The sequence below is a fragment of the Bradyrhizobium arachidis genome, assembly GCF_015291705.1.
GTDB lineage: Bacteria > Pseudomonadota > Alphaproteobacteria > Rhizobiales > Xanthobacteraceae > Bradyrhizobium > Bradyrhizobium arachidis.
Window position 1 is genome coordinate 7,599,185 of the sequence record NZ_CP030050.1, and the last position, 25,906, is coordinate 7,625,090.

A 25,906-nucleotide genomic window follows, 5' to 3' on the forward strand; every position below is an offset into this window, starting at 1 on the left:
CGCCTCCGATTCCCAGTTCAAGGACATGATCGACAACGCGCCCTGCGGTTACGTCACCCTGCTGCCGAACGGCCGGATCGAGTACGTCAACCTCACCTTCCTGGAATGGAGCGGACATACGGCGCCACGGATGATCGGGAAGCGCTTCAGCGATTTCCTGACCATGCCGGGCCGCATCTATTACGAAACCCATATCGCGCCGCTGCTCCGAATGCAGGGATCCTTCGACGAATTCGCCATCGACGTGTTAACCGCCGCCGGTACGCCACTGCAGATGATCGCCAACGCGAACGAGCGCCGCGATCCGGAAGGAAGGCTGCTGCTCATCCGTCTAGCCCTGATCAAGGCGACGGATCGGCGGCGCTACGAGCACGAGCTTCTGGCCGCCCGAGAATTGGCGATTGGCGCCGAGAAGGCGACGCAAGAACTGCTGCGGCTCGAGCACGAAACCTCCGAGTTGCGCGAACAGTTCATCGCCGTGCTCGGTCACGATCTTCGCAATCCTCTCGCCTCCATTAGCGCCGGCGCGAGAATTCTCGACCGAACCGTCCATAGCGAAAAGGAACACCAGATCATCGCCATGATGCAGACCACGGTCATGCGAATGGCCTCGATGATCGACAACGTTCTCGACTTCGCGCGCGGTCGGCTGGGCGGCGGCATTGCCCTGGAACGCGATGCAAGAGCGCCGCTCGAACCTGCCCTTGCCCAGGTGGTCGACGAACTGAGACTGGCCTCACCCGGCCGGGTCATCGAAACCGAATTTGCCATCTACGAGCCGGTGAATTGCGATCGCATCCGCATCGGCCAGCTCCTCTCCAACCTTCTCGGCAACGCGGTGACGCACGGAGCAACCGACAAACCCATCGTCGTTCACGCCGAGACGCGAAAGGGATCGTTCGAACTCTGGGTAGCCAATGCGGGTGAGGCGATTCCGGAAACGGTGATGGAGAAGTTGTTCGAACCGTTCTTCCGCGGCAAAGCTCGTGCGAGCAAGCAGGGGCTTGGATTGGGGCTCTACATCGCCTCTCAGATCGCAAAGGCCCATGGGGGGCGCTTTGACCGTCGCATCGAACTCCGCTGGAACCCGCTTCACCTTCTCTATGCCTCTTTCGTAGCCTGCCAGCACTGGCCGTGCCCCGCCGGCGGTACGTCCTCAATCCATCACCAAGACGCTGCGATTATCCTTCGAGGACGTGCCCCAAAGCCTTTAGCGGACGGACGCGATCGCTGACGATCTTCAGGATGGCCAGCATTGGAACGGCCAGGATTGCGCCAGGCACCCCCCACATCCAGAACCAGAACACTAGCGACAGGATGATCAGCACGGGATTCAGGGTGAAGCGTCGCGCAAGCAGCATGGGAGTCAGGGTCTCGCCCTCGGCGAGGTGGATGCAGAAGTAAAGAATCGCCGGCAGCAAGGCCCACCACAAGCTGTCGAAACTCAACATTCCGGCGAGCAGGAAGATGACGGTTCCCAACAACGGCCCCAGAATTGGAACGTAGTTGAGCAGGAAAGCAGCGGCTCCCCACAACAAGGGATCTCCAAGCCCGCAGAGGTACATCGCAGCCGCCGTCGCAATTCCCACCGCAGCATTCATGGCCGTGATCGTGAGCAGATAGGCCGATATGTCCGCTTCGATCTGCTGGAAGATGTCCACGGCCTGCCTCTTGTCGGCAAAATTCGGCAGCACCTCGACGATGCGTCGCAGAAAAATGTCGCCTGCGACCAGAAGGAAATAGAGCACCAGAACCGTCGTGAACAGGCCGTCGAGCACGGCGCGCGTTCCGGCAAAGAGCACGCCGGTCAGACCGAGATCGCGGCGAACCGAAACGGTGGGCTCCTTTTTCCCGGGAGAGTCCGCGACGTGCTCCGCCTGCTGGACAACCTTTTGCAGCGCTTCGATCGGGCGCTTCAGGACGACCAGATGAGTTTCCAGGCGCGGTAAGCCGTCCGGCAACTTCTCCGCCCACGACGCGGCGGGTACTGACAAGGCTGCCACGAAGCCCACGAGCGCTCCCACGACCAGCAGGATCGCCAAGAGCGCGCCGACGGCACGGGGTAGGCCGATACGCTCGAGAAGATCCACGGCAGGTTGCAGAATGAGTTGCAACACGAAGGCGAGCACCACGGGCAATATGATCGAGCTTGCCACGTACACGGCCGCTAGGACGGCCAGTGTCAACAGGCTACCGAGAAAGAACGTCTGCGGACTGGACGGCAGCGGCATCTCGACATTGTCGACCGCCTGCGTTGGCAGGGCCTCCGATTCCGACGCGCCGGCGTCCTGCCCTGGCGACGATGGGGACTCCTCCGGCAACATCGAAAGCGAAACCAAGGCGTTTCCTCCATCCTCCACGCAAATCTGTCCTGCCGGAGCCCGGACCCAGCCAGGTAGCCCTGCGCGGTCATGGCGAGCGGTACGCGCCAGCGCATCGCCGCATCCGATGGACTAGTGCAGGGTCTCGGCAGCGGCTTCGTCGATAGCCGCCATTAGATCTCGCGTGGCAGATTGCTGGATCATATGTCCGGCTCCGGCAATGCGGTGCAGCTTGCTCTGCTTGACCTCGTCATGCAGCCTGGCCGATTGCTCATCGATATCGATCAAACGATCATTCTCGCCCGCGAGTATGATCGTCGGCATGTCGAGTTCGCCGTAGGTCTTCGAGGAAGCAAATGCAGCGGGGACCATCAACGTCGATTCCCCCGCACTGGCGCGGAGCTGTGATGGCCGGACGGCCATTTCCTTCGGAAAGCCGGCGAATTTGCCGGGGATTGGTTGCGGGCCAAACACCTTGCGCAACATTGCCGGCCACATCAATCGACCCAGGATCGGAGAGACGGTGTAGCTGATGATATCGCCAAGCGCGGGTGTAGCGGATAGAGATGAGGCCACTGCGTCGGCTCGCGCGGTCGGAAAATAGTATCCCGATGCCAGCACCAGCGCTTCGACGAAGGAAGGATGCCTTATCGCCAGCGCAACCGCGACCGACGCCCCCCACGAATGCCCGAGTACGATGGCTCGCTGAACGCCCAGCCCATCAAATGCCTTCCTGAACAGGTCCGCCTGTGCCTCCGGCGTCCAAACCACGTTTCGCGGCCGCAGGCTATGCCCGAATCCCGGTCGGTCGAACACGATCACCCGGTAATTCTCGGCTGCCAGATCGATCAGGCCGCTCGACTCGAAATCCTGGATCATGCTGCCATTGCCGTGGAAGAGAACCAGCGGCCGGCCATTGCCGCGCTCCACATAGTGCAGCCGAACCCCGTCGACGTCGATGAACCGACCCCGTGGCGGGTTATCACGCTGCGCTTTATCGGCAAGATGCCGGTTCGCGATCGCCGTCGCCGCCACAAGAGTAGCGGCCCCAGCAAAGGCGGCGATGGCGGGATATCGCCTGAAGGCGGCCAGACAGTCGGATAGGAATGCTGAAGAACGTGTTTGCGAAAAAGCCATGTGCAACACCTCAAGTGGTCTGCACGACGCCTCACGCCAATGAGAAATGTTGCAGGTTATGCTCAACGGGGACGAGCGAGCTTTCGTTCCACGCGATAGATCGCAGCTTTGGGAACATAGAGACCTCGGTCCCGTTCAACATTGTTACTCTTACCAAGGAGTGACTGGTCCAATGACTAACAACAAGAATCCAACTGAGAAGCAGCCCGGCGAGAATCCGGATGGCAAGTACCATTTCAATCCCGGAAACATGGCAGGGAAAACGCCGGGGGATGCCGAGCAGACTGACGAAAATCGTGGCACGCCGCATGAGAAGGAAAAGCCAGCCGGTTAGCAGTGGTCGATGAGACCGCCAGCTGGCTGCGTTGCTGCGCCGACAGGAACAGATGCTGTGATCAATTTTGCTCAGACTCAGACTGACGATCGTTTCACACTATCTTTGCCGTGCGGAGTGAGGCGGCGCGAATGATCGAAGCGTTTGTTCGCCAGATCGACGCCACGAGGCGTGCCAGTCCTGTCGGCTGGCGACGCTACCGCTTAATGGGACATGGAGCTCAAACTACCAAGCGAGAGGCTGCGCCATGCAAGACGTCGAGAAACGTGTCATCGGCAAGGTGATGTGGCGGCTCATTCCGTTCCTGATCCTGTGTTACTTCGTGGCTTATCTCGACCGGGTCAATGTCAGCTTTGCCAAGCTGCACATGAACGAGGCGCTCGGCTTGAGTGAAGCAGCCTTTGGATTGGGCGCAGGCCTGTTCTTCGTCGGTTATTTTCTGTTTGAAGTACCGTCCAACATCTTTCTGGAGAAGGTCGGCGCGCGCGTGTGGATCGCCCGCATCATGATCACGTGGGGGATCGTCTCGGCGGCCTTCGCGTTCATCCCATCGATATCGGCGGCGACCGGAATTCCGACGACGGGCGTCTTCTACTCGCTCCGTCTGCTGCTCGGCGCCTGCGAGGCAGGCTTCTTTCCGGGCATCATCTTCTATTTGACCCTGTGGTTCCCGGCGGTTTACCGCGCCAGGGTCATCAGCCTGTTCATGCTGGCGATCCCGATATCATCCATCATCGGATCGCCAATCTCCGGGATGCTGCTAGGCCTGACCGGCTGGGGACTGGACGGCTGGCAGTGGCTGTTCATTCTCGAGGCGCTGCCATCGGTTCTGGTGGGCATCGGCGTCCTGATCTACCTGACCGATTTGCCGCGCCAGGCGCGTTGGCTGCAACGGGATGAAATTGCGTGGCTGGAGAACGTGCAGGCGACCGAGAAGCTGAACAAGGAAAAGGTCGAGCACCTGTCCCTGGGGCAGGCGCTCACGGATCCGCGCATTCTCATGTGCGCGTTGGTGTATTTCTGCCTGAATGCCGCAAGCTACGGAGTGGCGTTCTTCCTGCCGACCATCATCAAGGGGTTTGGCGTCAGCGATACCCAGACCGGATTGCTTGCGGCGCTGCCCTTTGTCTTCGGCGCCGTGGGCATGGTGCTGCTCGGTCGTCATTCGGATCGGACCATGGAACGAAAGGGTCACGTCGCGGTGGCACTGCTCATGGCCGCGATTGGAATCGGATTGGCAGGGTTCGTCTCAAACGCCGTCGTCGTCATGGCGCTGCTTTGTTTTGCACAGATCGGCGTCTCCGCGGTACCCCCGATGTTCTGGCCGCTGCCGGCGAGTTTCCTGACGGGCGCATCGGCCGCCGCCGGCATTGCCGCGATCAACTCGCTCGGAAATCTTTCGGGTTTCGCCGGTCCCTACGCGATGGGCTATCTGAAGGATCTGACCGGCAACTTTACCGCCGGCCTTCTCCTGCTGGCGGGGTGCGCGCTGGCGGGCGCGATCGTTGTCGTGATGTTGCGGATTGATGCAAGGCGCGAGCATTTGTCGGGTGAGATCGCGATGGCGCACTAATGCGCGAATCGTCATACGCCCCTAAAATGAGGGACGTCTTCGTTCGGCAGCGGTGAAAGCGTGCCGAACGAAGTGGAGCGAGCCTGCAGCCGACATGTTGAGATAACGGACGCCGCCGCATTCGGTCGGGCCGCGCCCCGCTCACTCACGCTGCTTCGTCTTGCTCAGCGTCCAGGTTGATGACGGCTTTCGCAAGCTTGGTCAGCGCGGCGTCAGTCGCACGTTCCTGGTCGAGGGTCTGCTGGAGCAACTTGACCGACTTGGTGTAACCGAGTTCCTCGGCCCAGGTACGAAGCGTGCCGTAGCGGCTCATCTCGTAGTGTTCGACGGCCTGCGCAGCGGCGAGCAACCCGGCATCGTGGGCGGGCATGCCCTCGTACTCGTCCATGATCTCCTGCCCTTCCTTCGCGATACCCACGATGGCATCACAGGTCTTGCCCTGGGGCTTCTTGTCGATTTCGGCGAACACCTGCTCTAGGCGCTCGATCTGACCTTCGGTCTCGCCAAGGTGTTTCTCGAAAGCGGCCTTGAGGTCGGCATGCTGCGCAGCCTTCATCATTTTCGGCAGGGTCGCGAGAATCTTCTTCTCGGCGAAATAGACGTCCTTGAGAGTGTCGTGAAACAGGTCTTCGAGCTTCTTCATTTTCGCCATGGTCCATCTCCGCGATGTGGGGGGGGGATTGTGGGAGGCAATCCCGCGCGTCCGGCTAAGTTCCTCAAGCGTCAGTTGACGAGTCGTCGCAACCTCCGGCGCGATACGCGACCGCGTTCCCGGCAACTGAAGCGCTACCTAGCCGCCGCGGAACTCCACTTACGCTGCGGCGCGAGGAACTAACGCGGCGACGAGAGATTGGGCTCCCACCTGAACACTGGAGAAAACTATGAAACGTTCACTTCTGCTCATTTGCATTGGATTATTGGCGGCCACCACGGCTTCGGCGCAAAATCCGCCCGCGCAGTCGGGGCCGAACAACAGCGCCGTCAATAGCCCCGGTCAAAACAACTCCAACGCTCCCGTCGCCGGTCGTAACAGTTTCACCGAAGGACAAGCCAAGTCGAAGATCGAGGATGCCGGCTACACCAACGTCACCGAGTTGAAGAAGGACGACAATGGTGTCTGGCGCGGCAAGGCGAGCAAGAGCGGCTCAGTCGCTGCGGTCAGCGTCGATTTTCAGGGCAACGTCAATAGCGCCAAGTAATAGCGCGAAGTAAGGAAGGCTCAGCATGACCGTTACAATTTCTCGTCTTTACGACAACCACAATGATGCCCAGCAGGCTGTTCGACGCCTGGAAGCCGCAGGCGTGCCGCACTCGGACATCAGCATCGTCGCCAACAATTCAGACAGCTGGTTCAACACCGACAAGAAGGTGGACCGCGACGGCGATGGGGTCGACGATCGCGCCGAGGGTGCCGGGACAGGCGCCGGCATTGGTGCGGGCGTGGGTGGCACGGCCGGCCTTCTTGCCGGGCTCGGCCTGCTGGCGATCCCCGGCCTCGGGCCCGTTGTCGCAGCCGGCTGGCTGGCCGCGACGGCGGTCGGCGCAGCCGCAGGTGCAGCTACCGGCGGAATTGTCGGAGCGCTGACGCAGGCTGGCGTTTCGGAAGAGGACGCGCACTCCTATGCCGAGGGCGTCCGTCGTGGCGGCACGCTGGTGTCGGCACGCGTGGCCGATGCAGACCAGTCTCGCTTCGATGCAATATTGAACGAGTCGGCCATCAACCTGCGTGACCGCAGCGCTGCCTGGCAAAAGGCCGGGTGGAAATCATTCGATCCGGCCAGCAAGCCCTACGGCGCCGAGGAGATTCGCAAGGAGCGGCAGCAATACGGTGGCGCGCTTCGCTAGGCAACATTCAAAGGCCCGCTCCGGCGGGCCTTTTCTTTCGACCTACGTGGAGAAACTCTTTCGAAGCAAACCCCCTGGAATGGATCTCAGATCGATGGAGCCGGAACGAAAAGCCCGGCCGCGAGGGCCGGGCTGATCGGAAGTATGATTTCAAGTCAGGCAATTCAAGAATAGAGCGCGGGTAGACTGCGCTGTCTGTTCAAATAGGCACACAACGCGGGCGGGGGCATGCGGCACATCTGTGCCCATCCGAGTTGGGCCTCCACACGCCGAATGAGCAATTTGGTACAGCCGCCCAGCGATCGACATGCTTGGCTTCCTCAAGCTATCTCGATCCTCTCAGTCAAAGGCGACATCATGGACATCTCCCGGGAGACAAAGGCGACCGCGCGCTCCGTTCTGTGGGGTGCTGTGGCTGGGGCGATGGCCCTGGCGATCGTTGGCTTCAGCTGGGGCGGCTGGGTGACCGGTGGGTCCGCAGAGACCCTCGCTGCAAGCCGCGCTGCGACGGCCGTCGTCGCAGCTCTCACACCCATCTGCGTTGAAAAGTTTCGACAGACCGCTGATGCCTCGGCGAACCTGACCGAAATGAAGAAGGCGACCTATGTATCGGAACAAGGCAAGTTCGTCGAAAAGGGAGGTTGGGCCACGATGCCGGGAAGCACCGAGCCAAACTCGGCCGTTGCACGGGCTTGTGCCGAATCGCTCGGCCGCGAAAAAGCGGTGGAGCAACGCGGATAGCCGGCGAACCTGCGCAGGGCGCGATCTGCGCAGTATTTCGGGATGTCCATACCTGGCCCCCCCTTGCGGGCCGGAATTCCCTGATGTGATTTCCGTTCCCGCTCTCCCGCGCTGCGCCTTCCACGAATCGGACATTCTGCTAATATTACGGGGCACTACACCTAGGGAATGAGAGCGTCCATTCGGCCAAGCCCGCGAAGGACAAGTTTGATCCCAAGACCTTCCTCGCCAAGGTTGGGGCAGGAAAATCGATCTCAAAGCTTGGCAAGGGTCAGAACGTGTTCGTGCAGGGAGATGTCGCGGACGCGGTTTTCTACATTCAAAAAGGAAAGATCAAGCTCACGGTCGTTTCCGACCAGGGCAAGGAAGCCGTCGTCGGGATGTTGGAGCCGGGACAATTCTTTGGTGAAGGTTGTCTCAACGGCCAGCCATTGCGTATCGCGACGACTACGGCAATGGAAGACAGCATCATCACTAGAATATCGAAACTGGCAATGATTTCAGCGCTCGAAGGCAGGCCCAAGTTCTCCCAATTGTTCATGGCGTACCTGCTCACGCGCAATAGCCGAATTGAAGAAGATCTGATCGACCAACTATTCAACTCCAGCGAAAAACGTCTGGCGCGGCTGTTGCTTCTGCTCGCGAATTTCGGCAAGGAAACCAGCCCGCAGCCTATTGGGGTCAAGATCAGCCAGGAAACACTTGCCGAAATGATCGGCGCGACCCGATCGCGGGTTAGTTTCTTCATGAATAAATTCCGCAGGCTTGGCTTCATCAGCTACAATGGAAAAATCGAGGTCCATAGCTCGCTCCTGAACGCCGTTCTGATTGAGAAGTCGGAGCTGGGCCGGAAGGACTGACCGGCGCGCGACCGGTCGATTGATCGACTGCAGATGCGTGGCATCGCCATTTGGAGGTCGGGCACGTCGGCCCCCTCGCCGGTCTTTGGCATTCGCCCTCTCGCCGGATCGCTGCGATGCTGATCGCGATCCAGTATGGTTGTCATTTGGTATGATCGCGGCAGCATCGCTGCCGAGCGCGATCGAGATCGAGATCAAGCCGAGGGAAGTCGCTTCAAGGTCGATCAAGCAAGGTGATGCGCTGAATGCATTCAGCATACAGATCACGCATCGAGACGATTCCGCCGAACGAACACGGCGAGGACGGTCGGCCGACGTTTCAATTCGAAGGCACCTCAGACCGGTCTTACCTCGCGTGCCCGGCATCAGGGCGCGTGAGCAGGTGGGGACCAACAAGTGGCGCGTCGAAGAGTGAGCAAAATTGCACAGCGACCGCGAGCTGGATGTGATCGGATGACGCCGGGCGTCGCGGGCCGCCCCCGCGCCGTTCGGGCGGCCCGAGATCTCGACCAGTGCCGAACTCGGGCCGCTCTTGTTTGGCTTGGTGCAGGAGCGCGAGAAGCAGGACGGACCGCTGAAGCGTGATCGATCATGGAAGCGCGCGATCTGTAATGAAATTGTTGGCCGCAGATCCGCGGAACCTGAAAGGTCGATATGACGCTAAAGATCAAAGAGCATACCTGCCCTGGATGCAGCGGAACGGGCTTCGCTCCGACGATGCAGCCGGTGGAACCGGGCCGAAAGATCTACCCAGCGAAATGCCAGTCATGCAAAGGCAAGGGCAGGATCACGGACGCCGACTAAGGCAAGGCTCATTCCTATCCGCTCGCGGCGCGTATGTCGGAGTGCGCAGGCCGGCCGGCGCGGGCCGATCACGGAAATTGATTCCGCCAAGCCTCGTTCTTCCGCTCACATGCGCTGCCTGGCACCACCGCGCCCCTCAGCCGTTATCGGTGTACAAGTGTACAAGATGGAAGCAAAGCGGATGTCGTCCGATAAGATATCGATGCCGGTTTGGAATGAAAAGCACTTGCGTGCTGCGACCGACGCCGCCGGCGTGGCCTTGTGGGCCTGGAACGTGGATACGGACGCTATTACGATGGACGAACGCGCCTACGACCTGTGGGACGTTCCGAAGAGTGAAAAACACATCACATTCGAGATCTTGTCCAGGAACATCCATCCTGCTGATCTGGAACGAGTCAGGTCTGCGTTTGCCGCTACTCGCGCAATAGTAGGCGCTTACGAGATTGACTTTCGCATCTTGTTCGACGGCGACATCCGTTGGATCTCCGCGCGCGGGCAAGGCGACGATGCGGACATCGCCGATCGAACCATGTTTGGCATCTTCCTCGATGTTACCCAACGCAAGCAAGCCGAAGAAGCGAACGAGTTGCTTGCCGGTGAGATGAGCCATCGCGTGAAGAACCTTCTGACTATCGCGACCGCGCTTACTCAATTTACATCGCGTTCGGCCGCAACCAAAGAAGACATGGCCCACGAGCTAACAAATCGGCTGATGGCCTTGGGACGTGCACAGGATCTCATTCGCCCCATACCGGGAAGGAAGAGCGAACGAGCGCTTCTTGGTGACCTCGTCTCCATCTTGCTCGCGCCTTACGACGAAAGAGAGGCGAGCGTCCGCATTCGCGTTTCGGTGCCGAAGATGAATGTCGGCGAGATGTCGAGTACAACGCTCGCTCTTGTGCTGCACGAACTGGCAACGAACTCGGCGAAATACGGTTCGCTATCGCTGGCAAGCGGCACCTTGGACGTGTCGTGCAATGCCCATGGCGACGAAGTCGTCGTGACCTGGACCGAGCGGGGCGGCCCGCCTCTTAAGGCTCCCGCAAGGCTCGATGGCTTTGGAAGCAAATTGGTGCAGCGGAGCATGGCGGCCCAACTCGGTGGCTCCATCGCATTCGACTGGTCGGAAGAGGGGCTGGTCGTTACGCTGATCATGAGCAAAGATCGCCTGGCAAGGTGAGGAACCTTGAGACCTTCGCACAGTAGCGTCCGGCGCAACGCGGAGCCTGGAAGACAGAGATCAGGTCCGCCCTCCGGAGTGGCCGGCACTTCCGGGAGACTGCATGGGGCGGCCTCGCACAATGCCCATCCGCTCGACCTCTGCGGCCAGCGCCTGCGCCTAACCCGGCAATCCGCCCGAAAGGCCAGCCCGGGACGCTGCGGATATGCCGCTTCCCGTGGACGACGCCAAGGCGTTGCCCACCATGCCACAGCAACCGCAGCACGAAGCACAACAGTTTCAAGCCGCAATTCCAATTGACCGCGCCGGCTCGCGCATGCCGGAGAGCAGCCAGAACGCTTCGCTCCCGGGCGAGACCAACTTGGAAAGGTGGGCGACAAGGAGATGCGCATGAATATGTTCGAGATTACGATCGCACGCATCGAGGTGATTCTGCCGAATGAACGTGGCGAGGACATTCGCCTGACGTTTCAGTTCGAAAGCCGTCAGACCAGTTTTACCTTGCCAATTTTCCTGAAGTCTTGCGAATTCGACGATACCGAGATCGTCAGGGTAGCCCGAAGCCAATTACACGACGTTTTCGCGCAGCTTTGCAGCCAGTGCGAGGATTGGCAGCTGACAGAGGACGAGCGTCGCGAGCTCGCAAGGATAAGCGTGCGGCCTGGCGTCAAGGCGCAGGAGTAGCTCGGGAACAAAAGCAGCTATTGAACTGGATGTATGCTCCTGAGATCAGCTGGCCGCGCCCTAGCATTTCATCGCGTTTATGAGCTCGGAAATCTCGATCGTTGCGAAATTTGAGAATGTGTCGGACACGGCATATGGCAGGATGATCTGGTTATTGTGCCGCATCCCGCCGCACGTATAAACGACGTTAGGGACGTATCCTTCACGCTCGGATGGTTCAGGCCGCAATAGCGGCTCGCGCGAACGTGCCAGCACCTTGGATGGGTCGTGCTTGTCGAGCAGCGCCGCACCGATCGAGTATTTGCGGACCGGGCCGACACCGTGCGTCAGCAGCAGCCAACCCTCATCGAGTTCGATCGGCGACCCGCAATTGCCGATCTGGACGAACTCCCAGGGAAACTGCGGTTTCAAAATGGCTTGACCGCCATCCCACGTGTGGAGGTCGTCTGAATAGATTAGATACAGGTTCTCATTGTCCTGCCTCGCGATCATGGCATACTGGCCGCCGATCTTGCGCGGGAACAGTGCCATGCCCTTGTTCCGAGCCGCAGCCCCTCGTAGGGGCGCCAGTCGAAACGACGTGAAATCACTGGTCTCGATTAATTCGGAGCGGATGGCTCGACCGCTGTAAGCGGTATAGGTCGCGTAATACGTCTTTCGATCGCCGTCGCTGAATTCGACAAAGCGCGCGTCCTCTATGCCGTTCGATTGGGATTCTGTGACGGGAAAGATGACGCGCTCGGTCAGGTCTTCTTCGGGCTTGAAAATCAGCTCGACACGCTCGCCGTCCGGCCCCGATATGCGATGGCAAATCCTCGGAATCGACGCGAGCCGAGCCGTCGGATCAACAGCCAGACTGCCGTCAGCCGCAATGGTCCCGGTTCGAAACGTCAGTGACGATACATGCCCTTCGCCTATGGCACGGAGACTGAGGATGAAGCGCACGCCGCCCTTCGGCGCTCCCGATTGATCGGGGTGCGCCACGATGCTCGGATTGAACAAGGCAGAGGCTTCGAATGAATACTCATTGAGGAAATAGGCGCCGACCAGCTGGCGCTGCTTCTTTGAGAAGACGCCATGCGTCGCGAAAGCGTCCTCCATTTCGTCCGCGCGGGCCTCGAATCTTTCCAACAGGTTGCGATGCCGCCCCTTGAAATTGTCCAGGACGTCCGCGAGCTGAGCGGCAACGGCTTCCTGATCGAGTGCGAGAACTCGCTCGACGATATGATTTGCGCGCATCTTGTCGGTGGGGTTGAGATCGCGCGGTTCAGTCGCCGGCTTGAATGGCCGCACGATAACTCGCGCGGGATCGGGACGCAGATGAAGCGCCTGCCGGTTCAGGAAGGTAGCTTGTGACACGGTATCCTCAGGTCGCTGGATGAAAGGGAAATTCAAGCGCCCACGGCGCGTAAGGACGTGGGCTTGTTCAGGCTGGTGTTGACGCGCGCGAGCTGACGAATCTCCGCAAGTCCAAGCAAATAGCAGACGACCGACTCGCCTCCACGGTTTTCGTTGGCGCGATCGGGATGCAATCCATCGCGGCAGCTCCCGGTGTGCGGATCGACCAGTGCTACGGACAGATCATTGCTGCCCAGAAACCAGCCAAAGGCGCGCATGGCCATGGTTTTCCACTCGGCATCGCCGTCCGCACGCCACGCCGTCAGGCAGGCAGCGATTGTTGCCGTGGCTTCCACGGGTTGCTGATCGAAGGCGCGGGGATGTTGCCGCTGTTCGCCGAAGCTGGCGGTGCCCACCGGCCGGAAATGACCTGCCACGCTCGTCTGCTGCGTCATCAGCCAGCGCAATGAGCGCAATCCGGCATCGCGGTATTGCGGCGTTTGAGTCGTCATCCCTGTCAGCATCAAGGCTTGCGGCAATCGCGCGTTGTCGTAAGCGAGCCCTTCCTCGAACCACACCCAGTCCGGCGTCTCTACCGACGCAAGACAGGACATCAACCTGTCAGCAAGCGCATGCCGGACTTCCCTCGCGTGGAGATCATCCGGAGCAACAGTGCAATAAGCGTCCAGACCTAGCAGCATGAACGCCCACGCGCGGGGCGAGCTGAAGCTCTCGGCCGTCGACAAAGCCTGGGCGAACAAATCGGTGGCCCACCTGCGCCGCGACGGGCTTGCGTCTCCGCGCGCCGCCTCGCCCAATGCCCATAGCGTCCGCCCGTGACTGTCTTCCGAGCCTCTGTCCTCGAGCCATGTTCGGTTGAAGCCCATGAAGTTGCGAAATCGCCTGATGTCGGGATTCCACGCATGCTGCACGAACGCCGCAAAGCGGGTCGTCAGGATTTCCGGCAACGCCTGTTCGCCGGGATTGTTGAGGGCGCAGGCCAAGAGCAACGCCCGGGCATTGTCATCGACGCAATAGCCGTGCGAGCGATCCGGCACCGACTGAACCGCGTGCTGGAACAAGCCGATGTCGTCGCACATCGTCATGAAATGGCCGATCTGCATGTCGGGCGCAGCGGGGCCGCGTGGTTCCGGCGCGCCGGAATCGGGACGCGCAAAGACCTTGAGCCGATGACCCTGCCGCGCGGCCTCGAAGGCGGACATGTAACGCTCGGCCGTGCGTTCCCACGTCATCATCCGGCTCATGGCGTATGCGCGTTGGCCCATCTCTTGCCGGCGCGGGTCGTCGGTGAGCAGTTTGGCAATTTCACCGCCGATCGCCGCCGCATCGCCGAATGGTACCAGAACTCCGCATCCGTCAGTAAGCAGCTCGCGTGCGTGCCAGTAGGGCGTCGACACCACCGCCTTCCCGAGCCCAAAACTGTAAGCCAAGGTTCCAGAGGTCATCTGGGCCTCGTTGAGATAGGGCGTGACATAGACGTCGCACATCGAGATGAATTCGAGCAGCGTGGCCTGATCTACGAACCGGTCGAGGAACACCACGTGGTCCTCGACGCCCAGCGCGCGGACCCGCGCCATCAGACTTTCACGATAGGCTTCGCCCTGGTCTCGAACCAGATTGGGGTGCGTTGCGCCGAGCACGACATACACCGCATTCGCGCGGTGTTTCAGAATCGAGGGCATTGCATCGATCATGACTTCGATGCCCTTGTTGGGGGACAGCAGCCCGAACGTCAGAATGACCGACTTGCCGTCAAATCCGAGCCTGGCCTTCGCCGCATCGGGCCCGGCAAAGGCGACATCGGGAATGCCGTGGGCGATCACCTCGATCTTGTCGTCCGGCACGAGGTAGACGCTGCGCAGTAGCTCGCGAGCCTTGTTGGCCATCACCACCACCTTCGACGACGCATCGACGATGCGCTCCATGACCGCGCGTTGCTTGGCTGACGGGTTGGCCAATACGGTATGAAGCGTCGTTACGACCGGCATGGTCAGGCGCGCCAGCAGCGGGAGGATATGGGCGCCGGCTTCGCCGCCGAAAATGCCGAATTCGTGCTGCAGGCACACGGTATCGAACCGGCCGGCATTCAGGAAATCCGCTGCACGCAGGTAGTCTTCGACATTGTCGTCCTTGATCTGGAAAGCGACCGCCGGCGGATACTCGTAGGCCTGGCCGCGATCGGTCATCGCCACGATGCAGGTTTCCAGATCAGGGCGTGACGCCGATATCGCTCTCTGCAGGTCCGTCGTGAAGGTTGCGATTCCGCAACGGCGAGGCAGCGAGTTGCCGATAAGGGCGATGCGGCGGAGCGACGTCATGTCTGTGCCTCGATGATCTTGCCCGATTTCCTGGAGCCCGTGCCGGTGGATGCATCGGGAGACTTGGTCGCTCGTCCGGTGCAGTCCTGCATCAGCGAAACCATGGGATCCGGTCCCGGATAGGCGACCAGGCCGCTCATTCCGTCCGGGCCAATCGCGATGCCGGCGCTGTCTGCCTCAATGAAGATCGCGTCACCGACGGTCGCATCCGTATGCCCGATGCGCCCCTTCCCCTCGATCACGAGCATCCAGGTTTCCCGGTTGGCATCGAGCGCCCACTGCGAATTGGCCTGGAAATCGACCCGCTCGAGCACGAATTGTGGGCTCGCGACGAGAATTCTTCGTGCGTCCGTGAGACGCCGCGGAGCGGATTGAGCCTGGGATGGCCCGGCGACGGAAGCGGCCACCGCGTCGTCTTCGTGCAGCTCGCGGTGCCTGCCAAAGTCGAACAGGCGGAATGTCGTATCGCTGCGTTGCTGAATCTCGGCGAGCACGATACCGGCGCCGATGGCGTGGATTGTGCCGCCGGGGACGCAGATGAAGTCGCCCTTCGCAACAGGGCGCCATTGCACGAGACCGGCGATCGAGCCGTCCCTGATCGCTGCGCGCAACGCCTGCGGCGTGAGGCGCCGCGTCAGTCCCAGCGCTACCCGCGCGCCCGGCGCTGCTGACAGGATGTACCATGCCTCGGTCTTCCCGTTCGGCAAATCGATGGCGTGCGCGAATTCATCGTTGGGGTGGACCTGGATCGACAGAGGTTGGCTGGTAAACAGGAGCTTGAGCAGCAGGGCGGAGCCTGGTGCATCTTTATCGATGCGCTCGAACCACAACTCCCCGACGGGGTCGCCCGAAACGTCGATGCAGCTCCATGGTCGGATGTCTGCGACCCCCCATGGTTTGCGCGCAACCTGCACCGAGGCATGTTCGATGGTCATGGATTGTCCTTACCCTTGACGCGCATCTCGAAGCGACTGCTGTTGGTCGGTGCGGTCGGTAAGATCTGGCGTGGCTAAAAAAACGTCGCGCTCGCGACGCGCGCTGTCACCGCGATCCGATCGTGTCCTCCATCAGGTGGCTACTCCGGCATCCGATAACAACCTTTGCGCGTTCATAAAGACGGGCGTGCCTTCATCAATGTTCGTTGCCGTTCATTCTTGTGCTTGTGCAGAAATCGCGCGATCTGCCCACGAAGCTCCGCCGTCTCCAGCAACTTGCCGACCGATCCAGCGGTGTCGAAGATCTCCCGCTGCAACGTCGTCGGCAGAGCGTTCCATTGCATGATGACAGCCGCGCCAAGACAGCGCAGAACGCGTTCCTCTTCGCTTGCAAGGGCCGCGCCGCGAGATTGGTCCGGGCCTATGACATGAACTGCGTCGTGGTAGTCGTCCGCCAGTCTCTGCTCGTTATCAGCAAGCGAGACGAGGCGGTCCTGCAGTTCCTGAAGTTTGCGGCCTTCATCCAGATCGGTCGAACCCTTGACCCGTTCGCCGTATTTGGCCGCTTCTGCACGATATTGTTTAGACTTGAACATGTCCGGCCTTTCATAGGCGCAGCCATCCATTACGATCAAACTCGATAGTCGACCAGAACAGACACGGCGGCGTTGCCGCAAAATCCGAGTTGCTGTTGCAAAGCGGCAGCGACGCGTCGACAGCGCGCTCCTCGACTAAGGTCGCCGTCTCTTTGTCCAGCTGCCTTTCCGCACAATATTCACGCCGATCATCCCGCAACGTTTTCTTTCTGCCGAGGCGAAAACCGTCTGCCCGCCGTTTGCTCTGGCGCGGCAGCACAGCTGTTCCCTCAGGCTTCGAGCTTATCGAACTCGTCAGGCAGCAGGATCTGGCCTCGCGGCGTGCAGATCCGCACGTCCATATAGCCTTCCTGCAAGAGCTCCCGCGCCTTCTTCAAGGCGGCAGCCACCGTGTCGCGACTCAGATTGACGCGGCCGGCTCCATTGTGGCCGCCAACCAGGTATTGCATTCGTGTTGCGCTATCCACGCGGGACAACCGCTGCAAATACCAGGAGCACAGGAAACAGCAGGAAGATCACCGGCGACACGATCCAGTCGGCTGCCAAACGAGATCGAGACATCCACGCTCCTCTTCCTTTCTTTCGGCGGGAGCGTTCGTTACCCTCAGTCACCGGTGAAAGCCGCAGGATGGGCGGTGATGAGCAACTCTACGCTTACGTCCTGGGAATAGCGAGCGCTAAAACGTCGAGGAACAGCAGCGAGAGCGAATTTGCAGGGCTCTCCGCCTCGGAGTGCCGGGCGATGCTTCTTGCACAAAGCGACGAGGTCATCGAGTGATGCGAGTCGTTGGCTCGAATTCGAAGTCCGGAGCAGCTTCCACGAACGTCCCGAATGGCGATTGAGGTTCGCTCCACAACCAAGCAACTGTTCTGCGCCTCCCTGATCTATCGAAATAGGGACCCCGCAGCATTGAGGCTGCCTCCGTTGGCGGTCGTCGCCCTCGCCGTACCCGCAGAGTTGAATTGAATCGTTCACTCCCATGAGGCGACGACGAAACAAAGTCAGACTTCTCAGCCGGCACGTGCTATGAGCCATGAAGAGATTGTTCGTGGCGCTGATCGTTGCAGGGTCGCCACCACAGCCCAGACGATCGACCCGTCGACTGCTCCGGAAGAGGAGCCTTCCTTGCGCGAATTAGGCCGCCCGCGCCGAACAGAAGGCGGATGATGCCGGTGGCCCTAGAGAACGCTGTTGGGACTGAGGCACCGATGGGCGCGACATTGAGATACGCCCGTGAAACCATCGGACGGGTTTGCAAAGCCCTAAGCGGGCGCCTTCCTGCCCTCAACCGAGCGCCTAATGAGGTCCGCTAACCGTTCCAAGCCGCATGTCGAGGCCGGAGACCATAAGATGAGTGACGATCGGGAACTTCATCGCGCTGCCAAAGCGAACCGAGAGCGCCTTGCGGTCGCGCATCGCGAGGTGGTCTTGCAAGAAGAGGCAAAAAATGCCGTTGATATTCGCGAAAACATGGCGCGCCTCAAGGAACTGAGATTGGCCAAGGAAGCACGAGAGACTCGAACGCAAATCTCCAAAGCGAACCAGCGCCCGGCGCCTAAGCCGGGACGATCCAGATAAAGCTGATCAGTTAGCGGGTCTTCCTGTTCAGGTGCGCCTTTCGCCGCCTTGCGTGAGCAGCCAGCTGCTGGCAGTCGCTCATTCTGCGCGACCCGCGCTTCTGCTTTTCCGCACCCATGACGCGCGGTAGCTCGCGCGCGCCACGGTGCCCCCGTGAAAAGCCCGCCAGCGGTTGGTGCCAGGGCTCGAATTAGCTCGCGTTTGACTTCCCTGGGGCGCATAGTTGCACCATCACCGGTCCCGCACTCGGCATTACCGGTGACCGAGAGTTTTGTGCTCCCGCCTATTTGTGGGGAAGCACCCATGGCCCAATCTCAGCACCTGTCGTCCGCCGTTCTTCCGGCTCCATTTGAGCGCCCCGCCTGTCCGAAGTGCTACGCCGCGATGATGCTCGTCAGCATCGAGCCAGACCCCGCCAGGGACCTCGACTTGCATACGTTCAAATGCGCTGTCTGCAATCAGGTCTTTGAGACCCTTGCTGCATATGAAGACCCCATGAAGTCCAAGGCCCTTGGCCGCTGGCTTCAAGGCGATTTGCACCCATCGAGGTGATTTCGTGGGAAAGATGAAGCCCGCCGGAAGGGGCAGCCAGCCGCTGCCGGTCGCGCTTCATGTGAATTCGCCGCCAGCGCTTCATGCCGGACGCCCCTCGCGCTTCCATCGTGTCGGATGCGCCTGTTGACGTAATTGACGGCACATCTCCTGCGGCGTCATCTCCACCTCCTCGACGATCTCCTGAGGAGAAGGCGGCCCTTGAGGCGCGGTGCGGACGCGCTCTGGAAGTCGACGATGTTACCTTTCGACGAGCTTGAAATACCGGGGACGACTTCCGTGGAGCTCGAGAACGCAGCGACCTTTCCGGCGTCCACATAGGGCTTGAGAGTCTTGATCGCCTCGTCGAAGTATTTGCGGTCGTAACCTGACTCGGCGGAATTCGCCGGGTTCAGGAAGAAGTCGACATCCGGCTTTCCGACACGGACCGTCGCGTTCGCAAATACGATCCTCTGGCCTTCGACCAGGCCACCGCTGTGGTCGGTGTGGACGTGGGTGATCAGAATGTCGGTGATCTGCTCCGGCCGGTAGCCGGCCGCCGCAAGACTGGATAGGAGCTTGCCACCGTTTCCTGGCCCAAAGAGCTCGCCAGAACCTGTATCGACGAGCACGAGGCGATCAGGCAGCGCGATCAGGAACACGTTGATCGACGCCTCGATCGGATTGCGCAGAAAGCTCACCTCGAGAAGGGCGTCCGTCTTCGCTTGAGTGGTGTTGGTCAGCAGGGCATACAGGTCCTGCGGCACCGTGCCGTCTGACAAGGCGATGACGTTGACCGCACCGACCCGGAAGCGATAGAGATCGGCGCCCTGCACCGCGACGTGCGGTATTGGCGCCATCGACTGAGCCAAGCTCGGCGACGTTCCGTAGAGAAATACTTGAAGAACAAGGGCAATTGGCAGGCGTATTTTGCGCATAGATATCTCCTGAGGTTGGATAGGTGATGATCTAGGCGGGCGCCCACACCTCGCGGAGACCCATGGCGTCGATTGGAGGCATCGACGCTGGCTATGCCCTCCGCGTAGTGGTGGATATGAGCCCGAAGCTCGTGATCGCCGCTCGCGTGCCGACATACGGATTGTTCGTTGCCTTACGGGTAACGTGCCGATGCCGAGCTTGCTTCTATTATCGCTTACCGAATTGAGCTTCAGTGGCGAAGCCCATACCCCAAGCACGACGAGCGTGAACACATGACTCCGATCAGGACGTTTGATGGTCACAATGACGCCCTCCTGCGGCTATTGAGATCGACGTCTGTTGATCCGGTCGGAGAATTTCTCGCTGGCGGACCCAAGGGTCACATCGACCTGCCAAAGGCGGCAGCGGGGCATTTTGTCGGCGGCTTCTTTGCACTCTATTCGCCCTCGGTGGCGGCCCCAACCGACTTCAACAACATGACGGGAGAAAGTTACGCTCTCGACATGCCACCCCGATTGACGCTGGGCGAAGCCCAGCCTCCAATTTTCGCGATGATTGCCACGTTGATGCGTGTCATCCGCAGATCGAACGGACGGGTCGCGCTTTGCACGACATCGTCCGACATTGAAGCGGCGATCGATCGCCAGTCACTCGCCGTGATCCTTCATCTCGAGGGCGCAGATGCGATCGACGAGGATTTGCATCTGCTTGAGGTTGCAGCCGGCAGGCGCCTTGTTCAGGCCTGTAACGAGCTGAAGATTATGGTCGACCTCTCGCACATCACCGAAAAGGGATTCTTCGACGTCGCACGACTCTCGAAGGCTCCACTTGTCGCGACCCACTCCAATGCCCACGCCCTTTGCCCGTCTCCACGCAATCTCACTGACCGCCAGCTTGCCGCCATTCGCGACAGCGGAGGCATGCTAGGCTTGAACTTTGCGACCTGCTTCCTGCGCAGCGACGGGCAGATGCGCCCCGATACGCCGATCGACCTCATGGTTCGCCAACTTGATTATCTGCTCGAGAAGCTCGGCGAGGACCACGTCGGACTGGGGTCCGACTTCGACGGCGCCATCGTCCCCGAAGAAATCGGCTCCGCGGCAGGACTTGGGGCACTCTATGCGGCCCTCGAAGGACACGGTTACTCGCGCGAGCTCCTGACCAAGATCGGCTCGACGAACTGGATCGACGTGATCAGGAGAACGATCGGGTGACGGCTATCGATGCTCATCGCGAACATCGATAGGAGATATCAACGATTTCATTGGCTGAAGCTCGCCGTATCGACTAGTCCCTATCACTACCCTATCCGGATCTCAAAGAATTGCGATCCCGTGCGCCGATCGCATTCATTATCGCTATTTGTACATGGGGTTTCGGTGGTCAAACGGTGGTCGAGTGCATCAACCGACTGTTGGAGCCCGCCTGAACAACGGGCGGATATGGACTGAGCATGAGGCCGGGGCGAAGACGGCCGACCTAGCTCGCAAGCACGGGGTCTCCGAAGCGACTAACCGCGGCCGGATGAAAGTTCGGTGGCAGGTCAGATATGATAGTGGATCCGCCGCGCTCACCCATTCAACAAAAACGACGGCTTATCGCACTATTGATTTGCTCTTGTACCACCGTCGATCGGTCGAGGGACATATCCGACCTGCTGAAGCGGGGCGGACACCCATGTGCCTGCAGCAAATGCGTTAGCAGTCACTCCTTGACATCTAGGACCGCAGTCCATCGGTCCAGATGCGGCCGGCGTCGAGTGCAAATCACTGCTCGAGGGCGTTTGCAACTCTCTGGGGCAGACCATTGCCGGGCTAGAAAAGGCTACGCTCCTGCCTTGAAACAGAAAGAGACTCCATCTGCCTATAGGCACAGGCAGAGGGGTTCATTTGGTTCGGGTGCGAAACCCTTAAAAGGCGCCGATCGGCTCAAAAATTGCCGGCGACGAGATCGTAAGAGCCCCTGGTACCGCGAACGTACACCTTGGCGGCGGCGGCGCATATCAAGTCCCGATTGGAATCGAACGCGTGGAGAAGGCTCGACTCGTCGTAGCAGGTATCGGGTTGAATTCGCTTCAGCGCTTCTTCTTCGATAAAAAACGATGCCTCAATGGCGCTATCGTGTCCCCAGAATCGCACGGCACGCCGCGTGCGGTCGTATGAACGGCTATGGTTTGGAAACTCGATCATGTGGCCGGGGCAGATCCGTTGTGGAAAGGGGACTTCCTTGCCTTGCCAGCTCGACGCTATTTGCCTTTTGGACGGCCGATCTGCGACCGCCCTTACGAGCGACGGTGCCAAACCTGGCGCTGGATGAGCGTTGAGGTCCCGCAAACTCTTAGATGGCTACGTGGAAAGCGAACTACAATCCCGTTCGCCCCGGTCACAGCAAATAGTTTCTGCCTGACCTCGCTATTCCGCGGACGGGCACCATATCTTGAATATCACCGCGTGCTTCCCGGCTGTTATCGGTGACTGAGAGCATCGTGCTCCCGCCGCGACCAAGAGGCGGTCAATATGTCAAACATCTCCAAATTCGGACTGCGCGCGTGGCTGGTGCCGCCGGTCCTGCTGCCGATCTTCTTCGCGTTTGTGATCGCTGGTGCGGTACTCATTCAATGGTAGCCGCCCGCGGGCCGCAGCGGCGCAACTCTCTGAGATCATGAAATTACATCTCAACGGATAAAGGGATGCGGCAGCGAGACGGGAACATAGAGGGGCGTGCCCATCATCGGTGCGCACCCACAGCAGCCGTATGCCGGGGAGTCTCAATGACGTTCGGTCCATCACGCATTCCAGTCTTCGTTCTCGTCGTAGAAGACGAGATGGTGCTCCGCAGGCGCGCAGTTGGCATGGTGGAAGACGCCGGCTACACGCCGTTGGAAGCGCTGGATACCGACGAAGCCCTCGCAATCCTGAGCTCCAGATCCGACATCGCGCTCGTTTGCGCCGACATCCAGCTGCCGGGCAGCATGGACGGCATAGGCCTTGCGCACACCGTGCGTAGTCGGTGGCCGGCGATCGACGTCATCCTGATGTCCGAGCAATTGAACCCGCCGAGCATCGATCTTCCCCCTTGCAGCGAGTTCTATGGTAAGCCGCTCCAGGCTTGGCAGATCAAAGCTGGGATTCGTAGGATGATTGGCCACGCCCGAGGCGCGTTATAGGGCCCAACATCGTCCGACTCTCCACGTCAAGCGGCCATCGAGCAAGCTCTCACCTCTCGTCGATCGGCGGTACCATGGCGATCTTCCTCGTCCGGCATATCACGACATATCGGTACCGGCGTGCGGTCCGGCTCGGCCGACATCAATTGATGGCGCGCCCGCGCGATAGTTTCGACCAGCGACTGATTGATTTCTCGCTCGATGTGACGCCCGAGCCCTCGGAAGTGAGGTGGCTGCACGATGTCTTCGGGAATTGTGTTGCGCAGGTCGAGTTTGGCTGTGACAGCGACAATTTGCGATTCGAGTGCGTCATCAAGGTCGATCACACGCCGGAGAATGCGCCCGACTTCAGAATTGAGGACCACGCGAAGGACCATCCGTTTGCATATCAGGCGGAGGAGGCGCCCGACCTGGCACCCTATGTTCAGAGGTGGTTCTCAGACCCCGAAGACCATCTCGGCCGGTGGCTGGACACGTTTCTTCGTGCGCGGGACCAGACGTCCTACCGGACAGGTCCTGATGACCCTCAATGAAGCAATCTCGGATGGCTTCGCCTACGACCGCCGCACGGCGCCAGGAACGCAAAGTCCTTCTACGACACTCGAACGCAGGAAGGGCACCTGCCGGGATTTTGCCGTCTTGATGATTGAAGCTGCACGAAGCCTCGGCTTCGCCGCACGCTTTATCACCGGCTATATCTACGTACCGGATCGCGATGGTCCTGTCTGGCTGGGCGGGGGAGCCACCCATGCCTGGTGCCAGATCTACGTCCCCGGCTCCGGCTGGGTCGAGTTCGATCCGACCAATGGAATCGTCGGAAACCGCGATCTGATCCGCGTGGCGGTGGCCAGAGTCCCAAGCCAGGCCATTCCCCTGTTCGGCACTTATTGGGGAGCTCGTGAGGACGAGCTTGGGATGGATGTGGACGTGAACGTCAAAACAGCGGCGGCTCTGTCGTAATGTCGCTCAATGAAGAGGCAGGAACACGCCCCCCGCCAGCGCGTTGGAACTTCCGAACGCCACGCTCGATAGGCACGATCGAGATCGAAGCAGCCGCGGCAATTTGTCGACTTTGGAGGACGCCGAGTGAATATCCTGGTCGGCTATGAGATGATCTACGACTTTCCGCAGCACACACCCATGATCATGGTCCTGGGCGTTAATTTCTCTCGGGCATCGGACGTCGTCGTGCCCGATTATCTGACCACCACGCCCTCCGTTGCGATCGTCCCCTATCGTGACGGCTTCGGTAATTGGTGCAGCCGCATCGTTGCTCCAGCCGGTCGAATGCGCCTGGCGGCTGACGGGATCGTTCGCGACACCGGCTTGCCGGACGTCGTTGTGCCCTCGGCTACCCAACACGCGGTCGAGGACTTGCCGGCAGAGACGATCGTATATTTGCTCGGCAGCCGCTATTGCGAAACCGATCATCTGTCCGATGTCGCGTGGAAACTTTTCGGGAAGGTCTCGCCCGGATGGGCCCGTGTTCAGGCGATCTGTGATTTCGTTCACAATCACATTCAATTCGGCTACGAACACGCGCGCGCAACCAAGACGGCCCGGGACGTCTTCAACGAAGGCAAGGGCGTTTGCCGAGACTTCGCGCATCTGGCCATCACGTTCTGTCGCTGCATGAACATTCCCGCCAGATACTGCACTGGCTATCTCGGCGACATCGGCATGCCTCCCCCCTACGCCCCAGGAGACTTCGCGGGATGGTTCGAAGCCTACATCGGCGGACGTTGGTACACATTCGATCCACGCAACAACGTCCCCCGGATTGGACGTGTTCTGATCGCTCAAGGACGTGACGCGGCCGACGTGCCGATTACCCAGACGTTTGGCCCTAACACCTTGGTCAGCTTCAAGGTGTGGACCGACGAGATCCATTCGTGAGCACAGGATGAAGTGAGGCTGAGCCCTGAATCGCTCCAGAGAAATGATCCCGGACTTGCGACTCGACTTGACCGTACGAAAGCGAGTTGAGCTTCTGCCGGAACGAATGTCGGTGGCGCAACTTGGTAAGGACGACCGGATGCAAACGCCCCCCACAGCATCCGAGGAAATGACGGCCTCATTGCGCCCCCACGCTCTGGGGCCGTCGCTTGGGAGTCTCTCTAGTCGCGCTCTCTGAGCACGGGCTTCTCGTGCAACACCGCACTCAACAACGAGTTGTGGACCTCGATGTGGCCATTATAGCTGATGAGCCCCAACTTTCGAAATTTGTTCATGAAATAGCTGACCCGCGATCGCGTGGTCCCGATCATCTCAGCCAGTGTCTCCTGATTGATGCTCGCACTGATCGGCTGCGGACTGCCTTCCTTGCCGAAATTCGCGAGCAGCAACAGCAGGCGAGCCAGCCTCCGTTCGCTGGAATTGAATAGCTGGTCGATCAGGTCCTCCTCGATCCGGCTGTTTCGGGTCAACAGATACGAAATGAACAGCTGGGAGAATTTCGGCTCTTCACGGATAGCCGACATCATCGCTTCTTTGGTTATCGACGTGATGACGCAATCTTCCATCGCCGTTGTCGTCGCGATCCGCAGAGGATGACCATTCATGCATCCCTCGCCGAAGAACTGACCGGGCTCGAGAATGGCGACGACTGCCTCCTTGCCCTGCTCCGAAACGACCGTCAGCTTGACCTTGCCGCTTTGAATGTAGAACACCGAGTCAGCAGCGTCGCCCTGCTGAAACACATGCTGGTTCTTGCGAAACGTCAGAATGGCTTTGCCGGCGCCCACCTTGCCGAGAAAATGTTGGGGATCGAACGTGTCCTTGGACGGCTTCGCCACGCGTGGACTCCTTTGAATCGACCAAACTTGTTCGCTTCGATCGGCTGCCAGGGAACGGCTTTCTTGACCAAGCGACGAACGGTTGCTCCTTGCCGGCCAGACCTTGCGGCAGCGGCCCTATTGGGCAGAATTTACTCCCTGATTGTTCGCAATTCTAGGGAAGAGCCACTTTCCAAAGGGCGCGGCTCATTGCGCGCCCATCAGCA

The 25,906-nt window shown here is 60.1% G+C and carries 24 protein-coding genes and 2 pseudogenes; 14 read left to right on the forward strand and 12 right to left on the reverse strand.

The annotated features are described in order from the left end of the window. The first annotated feature begins 25 nt into the window (after positions 1-25). A pseudogene (locus WN72_RS35805) lies at positions 26-1,118 on the forward strand (PAS domain-containing sensor histidine kinase). Positions 1,119-1,181: 63 nt separating this feature from the next. Here the strand turns inward: WN72_RS35805 and WN72_RS35810 are convergent. Both WN72_RS35810 and WN72_RS35815 read right to left on the reverse strand, forming a co-directional pair. After that, on the reverse strand, positions 1,182-2,360 hold the full coding sequence (locus WN72_RS35810) for an AI-2E family transporter (RefSeq protein WP_014493217.1): 1,179 nt from the start codon (positions 2,358-2,360) through the stop codon (positions 1,182-1,184). 93 nt (positions 2,361-2,453) lie between these two features. Next, entirely contained in the window at positions 2,454-3,458 is a 1,005-nt protein-coding gene (locus WN72_RS35815; RefSeq protein WP_028170276.1) for an alpha/beta fold hydrolase, read from the reverse strand. Positions 3,459-3,630: 172 nt separating this feature from the next. Between WN72_RS35815 and WN72_RS35820 the strand changes: the two genes are divergently transcribed. Continuing rightward, positions 3,631-3,792 (forward strand): hypothetical protein, encoded by a 162-nt coding sequence (locus WN72_RS35820; protein WP_014493214.1) that lies wholly within the window; start codon positions 3,631-3,633, stop codon positions 3,790-3,792. A gap of 247 nt (positions 3,793-4,039) precedes the next feature. Beyond that, the gene (locus WN72_RS35825; RefSeq protein WP_014493213.1) at positions 4,040-5,365 is read left to right on the forward strand and encodes an MFS transporter; all 1,326 of its coding nucleotides are present in this window, start codon (positions 4,040-4,042) and stop codon (positions 5,363-5,365) included. 145 nt (positions 5,366-5,510) lie between these two features. Here the strand turns inward: WN72_RS35825 and WN72_RS35830 are convergent, their stop codons facing one another. Next, positions 5,511-6,017 (reverse strand): YciE/YciF ferroxidase family protein, encoded by a 507-nt coding sequence (locus WN72_RS35830; RefSeq protein ID WP_039153471.1) that lies wholly within the window; start codon positions 6,015-6,017, stop codon positions 5,511-5,513. 229 nt (positions 6,018-6,246) lie between these two features. On the opposite strand from WN72_RS35830, the gene WN72_RS35835 reads away from it, so the two are divergent. The 6 genes from WN72_RS35835 (at position 6,247) to WN72_RS35860 (ending at position 11,482) form a co-directional block, all read left to right on the forward strand. Further along, complete coding sequence (locus WN72_RS35835; RefSeq protein WP_014493211.1) at positions 6,247-6,564, forward strand: hypothetical protein; 318 nt, start codon at positions 6,247-6,249, stop codon at positions 6,562-6,564. Between the two features lie 25 nt (positions 6,565-6,589). Continuing rightward, positions 6,590-7,210, forward strand: coding sequence for a general stress protein (locus tag WN72_RS35840; RefSeq protein ID WP_014493210.1), 621 nt, complete (start codon positions 6,590-6,592; stop codon positions 7,208-7,210). A 357-nt stretch (positions 7,211-7,567) separates the two neighbouring features. Continuing rightward, on the forward strand, positions 7,568-7,951 hold the full coding sequence (locus WN72_RS35845) for a hypothetical protein (protein WP_014493209.1): 384 nt from the start codon (positions 7,568-7,570) through the stop codon (positions 7,949-7,951). Positions 7,952-8,229: 278 nt separating this feature from the next. Then, positions 8,230-8,811, forward strand: a complete 582-nt coding sequence (locus WN72_RS35850) for a Crp/Fnr family transcriptional regulator (protein ID WP_014493208.1) — start codon at positions 8,230-8,232, stop codon at positions 8,809-8,811. Between the two features lie 1,006 nt (positions 8,812-9,817). After that, positions 9,818-10,798: a sensor histidine kinase gene (locus WN72_RS35855; protein WP_014493207.1), complete on the forward strand. Its 981-nt coding sequence runs from the start codon at positions 9,818-9,820 to the stop codon at positions 10,796-10,798. Between the two features lie 390 nt (positions 10,799-11,188). Further along, positions 11,189-11,482, forward strand: a complete 294-nt coding sequence (locus WN72_RS35860) for a hypothetical protein (protein ID WP_225895068.1) — start codon at positions 11,189-11,191, stop codon at positions 11,480-11,482. Between the two features lie 60 nt (positions 11,483-11,542). Here the strand turns inward: WN72_RS35860 and WN72_RS35865 are convergent, their stop codons facing one another. The 6 genes from WN72_RS35865 to WN72_RS35890 all read right to left on the reverse strand — a co-directional run bounded on the left by WN72_RS35865 (position 11,543) and on the right by WN72_RS35890 (position 17,139). Beyond that, positions 11,543-12,841, reverse strand: coding sequence for a glycoside hydrolase family 130 protein (locus WN72_RS35865; protein WP_014493205.1), 1,299 nt, complete (start codon positions 12,839-12,841; stop codon positions 11,543-11,545). Positions 12,842-12,873: 32 nt separating this feature from the next. Then, the gene (locus WN72_RS35870; protein ID WP_014493204.1) at positions 12,874-15,159 is read right to left on the reverse strand and encodes a glycosyltransferase family 4 protein; all 2,286 of its coding nucleotides are present in this window, start codon (positions 15,157-15,159) and stop codon (positions 12,874-12,876) included. Continuing rightward, on the reverse strand, positions 15,156-16,094 hold the full coding sequence (locus WN72_RS35875) for a cupin domain-containing protein (RefSeq protein ID WP_014493203.1): 939 nt from the start codon (positions 16,092-16,094) through the stop codon (positions 15,156-15,158). Before WN72_RS35875 ends, WN72_RS35870 begins: the two co-directional genes overlap by 4 nt. Positions 16,095-16,267: 173 nt before the next feature. Beyond that, on the reverse strand, positions 16,268-16,690 hold the full coding sequence (locus WN72_RS35880; protein WP_143130526.1) for a hypothetical protein: 423 nt from the start codon (positions 16,688-16,690) through the stop codon (positions 16,268-16,270). A gap of 10 nt (positions 16,691-16,700) precedes the next feature. Further along, complete coding sequence (locus WN72_RS35885) at positions 16,701-16,949, reverse strand: hypothetical protein (RefSeq protein ID WP_141379025.1); 249 nt, start codon at positions 16,947-16,949, stop codon at positions 16,701-16,703. A 10-nt stretch (positions 16,950-16,959) separates the two neighbouring features. Further along, positions 16,960-17,139 carry a hypothetical protein gene (locus WN72_RS35890; protein WP_014493201.1) on the reverse strand — a complete coding sequence of 60 codons (180 nt, stop codon included), beginning with the start codon at positions 17,137-17,139 and terminating at the stop codon, positions 16,960-16,962. A 902-nt stretch (positions 17,140-18,041) separates the two neighbouring features. On the opposite strand from WN72_RS35890, the gene WN72_RS35895 reads away from it, so the two are divergent. Next, positions 18,042-18,269, forward strand: a complete 228-nt coding sequence (locus WN72_RS35895; protein ID WP_155256740.1) for a transcriptional regulator — start codon at positions 18,042-18,044, stop codon at positions 18,267-18,269. A gap of 710 nt (positions 18,270-18,979) precedes the next feature. Here the strand turns inward: WN72_RS35895 and WN72_RS35900 are convergent. Then, a complete protein-coding gene (locus WN72_RS35900; protein ID WP_080588732.1) occupies positions 18,980-19,738 on the reverse strand; it encodes an MBL fold metallo-hydrolase in 759 nt (252 codons plus the stop codon). Between the two features lie 273 nt (positions 19,739-20,011). Here WN72_RS35900 and WN72_RS35905 point away from each other — a divergent pair, with 273 nt between their 5' ends. Further along, positions 20,012-20,953: a dipeptidase gene (locus tag WN72_RS35905; RefSeq protein WP_028170269.1), complete on the forward strand. Its 942-nt coding sequence runs from the start codon at positions 20,012-20,014 to the stop codon at positions 20,951-20,953. Between the two features lie 714 nt (positions 20,954-21,667). Here the strand turns inward: WN72_RS35905 and WN72_RS35910 are convergent. Next, complete coding sequence (locus WN72_RS35910; protein WP_028170268.1) at positions 21,668-21,928, reverse strand: DUF1488 family protein; 261 nt, start codon at positions 21,926-21,928, stop codon at positions 21,668-21,670. Positions 21,929-22,509: 581 nt separating this feature from the next. Between WN72_RS35910 and WN72_RS35915 the strand changes: the two genes are divergently transcribed. The 3 genes and pseudogenes from WN72_RS35915 (at position 22,510) to WN72_RS35925 (ending at position 24,801) form a co-directional block, all read left to right on the forward strand. Further along, positions 22,510-22,905 (forward strand): response regulator, encoded by a 396-nt coding sequence (locus tag WN72_RS35915; protein ID WP_028170267.1) that lies wholly within the window; start codon positions 22,510-22,512, stop codon positions 22,903-22,905. A gap of 74 nt (positions 22,906-22,979) precedes the next feature. Next, positions 22,980-23,865: pseudogene (locus WN72_RS35920) on the forward strand (transglutaminase family protein). 126 nt (positions 23,866-23,991) lie between these two features. Beyond that, complete coding sequence (locus tag WN72_RS35925; protein ID WP_014493193.1) at positions 23,992-24,801, forward strand: transglutaminase-like domain-containing protein; 810 nt, start codon at positions 23,992-23,994, stop codon at positions 24,799-24,801. 221 nt (positions 24,802-25,022) lie between these two features. On the opposite strand, the gene WN72_RS35930 is transcribed toward WN72_RS35925, so the two are convergent. Next, positions 25,023-25,700 carry a Crp/Fnr family transcriptional regulator gene (locus WN72_RS35930; RefSeq protein WP_014493192.1) on the reverse strand — a complete coding sequence of 226 codons (678 nt, stop codon included), beginning with the start codon at positions 25,698-25,700 and terminating at the stop codon, positions 25,023-25,025. Positions 25,701-25,906: the final 206 nt, after the last annotated feature.